The 2,913-nt window shown below is 70.5% G+C and carries 3 protein-coding genes; 2 read left to right on the top strand and 1 reads right to left on the bottom strand.

Going from position 1 to position 2,913, the window contains the following annotated elements:
- Positions 1-960 (top strand): DUF3108 domain-containing protein (locus tag AC27IQ_RS21605; protein ID WP_487090736.1); only part of this gene is annotated, 960 nt, incomplete at its 5' end.
- 223 nt (positions 961-1,183) lie between these two features.
- The gene (locus tag AC27IQ_RS21610) at positions 1,184-1,471 is read left to right on the top strand and encodes a BTH_I0359 family protein (RefSeq protein WP_272566968.1); all 288 of its coding nucleotides are present in this window, start codon (positions 1,184-1,186) and stop codon (positions 1,469-1,471) included.
- A 154-nt stretch (positions 1,472-1,625) separates the two neighbouring features.
- Here the strand turns inward: AC27IQ_RS21610 and AC27IQ_RS21615 are convergent, their stop codons facing one another.
- Positions 1,626-2,699, bottom strand: coding sequence for an AbrB family transcriptional regulator (locus AC27IQ_RS21615; RefSeq protein ID WP_487090737.1), 1,074 nt, complete (start codon positions 2,697-2,699; stop codon positions 1,626-1,628).
- Positions 2,700-2,913 lie beyond the last annotated feature (214 nt).

Raw genomic sequence — 2,913 nt, forward strand, 5'->3', positions numbered from 1 at the left:
CAAAGCCAGCGCCCCCCTGCGCCCCGCGCCATCGATGCCCCGTTGCGCAGGAAGCGCCGCCGATGCCCCCCGGGCGAGGCCTCGGCCACGGCAGAGACTCCCGCCGCAGACACCACGGCCATGGCATCGGCTGGAACCGCCGTGCCGGAGGGCGCGGCCTCCGAGACAGCCACAGCGCCCGAGCAGGCCGCCTCCGCTGCGTCCAGCCCCGCATCGGCCGCAGCCGCCTCGCCCACCGACAGCGCCCAGGACAGCAGCGCCGGCGTAGACATCCGACCGCCCGGCGCCGGCGCCAACACGGCCAGCACCACGCCGCCACCCGCGCGCCTGCCCGATCCGGTGCGCCTGGAGTTCGAGGTGAGCGGCCAGGCCAAGAAGTTCAACTACCGCGCCAGTGCCGAACTGCTGTGGCGCCACGACGGCGCCCGCTACGAGGCCCGGCAGGAGATCAAGGCCTTCCTGATCGGCGCGCGCTCGCAGACCAGCACCGGGCAGGTGACCGCCAGCGGCCTGCAGCCGGAACGCTTCGGCGACAAGGCCCGCAGCGAGCAGGCCGCGCATTTCAACTTCGGCCAGGGGCGCGTGACCTTCAGCGCCAACACGCCGCAGGCCGCCATCGGCGCGGGCGCGCAGGACCGCCTGAGCGTGTTCATCCAACTGGGCGCCCTGCTGGCCGCCGCCCCCGAGCGCTATCCCGACGGCACCCAGATCACCCTGACCACCGTGGGCGCGCGCTACGCCGACCGCTGGACCTTCACCGTGGAAGGCACCGAGATGCTGGACCTGCCCCGCGGCGCCACCCCCGCGCTCAAGCTGCAGCGCCTGCCGCGCAAGGAATACGACCAGAAGGCCGAGCTCTGGCTCGCGCCGTCACTGGGCTTTCTGCCGGCGCGCATCCGCATCACGCAGTCCAACGGCGACTTCGCCGACCTGCGCCTGAGCGCCAACGCACCGCCCTGATCGCAGCTTGCGGCGCGGCGAACCGCCCGAGAACCTGTGCGGTTTCGCCCACATGGGCGTGGGACAGTGCGGTTACTTCGCGGATCAGGCCGCCCGCGCACAGGATTCATGAAATACTGTTTTCACGCAGCCGGCGGGTTTTCACCGACCGCCGAAAGCGCCAGGGCTTGAACTTAGCGACCTGGGTGGCCATCTGACAGCAACACACCGACAGAGGAACACCATGCACATGCTCTATGACTCCGAAACCTTCGTGGTGGTCCACATGCAGCCGGATGCCGCCGCGGACGGTGCCCCCAAAGGCTGGCCCACCCCGCCCCAGTTGGCGCGCCACGGCTTCGAAATCGTGGACAAGCGCTCCGGCAAGGAGGTGTACCTGGACGGCTCGTGGGCCGAAATGTTCCAGCAGCAGATCCTGGCCTGGCAGCGCGACACCCCCACGCAGGAAGAAGTCGAGGACACGCTGGACGGCTACGTGGGGCTGGCGCAGAACCCGGTGGTGGTGCACTGACGAACCTTGCATCGCCCACACCATCCCACGGCCACGGGGATGGGCTCCGTGGCTCCTTCCTGTTTAGGCAAGCCATTGACATGAATGGCGTGTGCCACTGGGGCACTCATTTTCAAGTCATGTCAGCCCAGGCACACCCCATGGGCCAGCGCGGCTAGCCGGCCGGCTTCGTCGCCGGGTAAATCCACCGATACAACGGCGCCACCAGCAGCAGCACGGCGATCAGCCGGCACACCTGGAAGGCCGTCACCACCGGCACGCCCAGCTGCAGCACCTTGGCGGTGATCGACATCTCGGCGATGCCGCCGGGGGCCGAGGCCAGCACCATCGTCACCCAGTGCAGCCCGGTGGCCTGGGACAGCGCCACGGCGAACAGGGCGCACACGGCGAGCAGCACCAGCGTGCCGATCGCCACCGAGCCCAGCCAGCGCGGCGCGGTGTGCAAAAAGCCCGGTCGAAAGCGCACGCCCAGGCTGACGCCGATCACCAGCTGCGCGGCGTTGACCAGCGCCTGCGGCACGGCCGACAGCGTGATGCCCGCCATGGCCAGGCCCATCGAGACCAGCAGCGCGCCCATGAACCAGGGGTTGGCGCGGCCCAGGCGGTCCATCGCCAGCGCGCCCAGGCCGGTGAGGCCGGCCAGCAGCGCCAGGCCCTGCACATCCACCACGCGCACGGCGGGCGGCAGCAGGTCCAGGCCGTGCAGGCCGCTGAACTGCAGCGCGAACGGAATGGTCACCGTCACGATCACCAGCCGCAGGCTGTGGCTGGCGGCCACGAGGTCGGTGCGGGCGTGTTCGCGCTCGGCCAGCAGGGTCATCTCCGAGGCCGCGCCGATGGCGCCCGAGAAATAGCTGGTCGCGCGCACCACCGGCGCCGGGACGCCCTGCAAATGCGGCGCATGCACGCGGTACAGCCATGCGCCGAACAGCCAGCCCCCGAACAGCGCCCACGCCACGCCCAGCGCGATCGCCCACCACAGCCCCGCCACCAGCGCGGTGACCTGCGGCGTGAAATACAGGCCCAGCACCGCGCCCAGGGTCCACTGCCCGGCATTGCGCAGGCGCCGCGAACTGGCCGTGGGCACGCCCGAGATGGACAGCAGCGCGGTGGCGACCAGCGGGCCGATCATCCACGGCAGCGGCGTGTGCAGGGCCAGACACACCACCGCGGCCGCCAGGGCCAGGGCCAGGGTGAGGAGGATGCGGGCAGGTGGAAAAGAGAGCATCGGTGGGCGCGGAACGGCGAAATCCAGGGGAGGGGAAAGTATCGCCCGCGCGGCACCGGCCCCCTTCCCGCTGCCAGGATTGCGATGGAAAAAGGCCGAATGCCCTAGTACCCATTGCCCTTGATGCTATTTATTTAATAGCAAACCAATCCACCAGGGTCAGGAGGGCCGGGCCGCGGGGGCGCAGCGGTTCGCCCGGGGCCGCGGCCCCGGG

The organism is Acidovorax sp. KPB24-07 (assembly GCF_057543315.1).

Bases quoted from the DNA above. Each gene is read 5' to 3' on its own strand.
- AC27IQ_RS21610 (WP_272566968.1), top strand. From the start codon at position 1,184: ATGCACATGCTCTATGACTCCGAAACCTTCGTGGTGGTCCACATGCAG.
- AC27IQ_RS21615 (WP_487090737.1), bottom strand. From the start codon at position 2,699: ATGCTCTCTTTTCCACCTGCCCGCATCCTCCTCACCCTGGCCCTGGCC.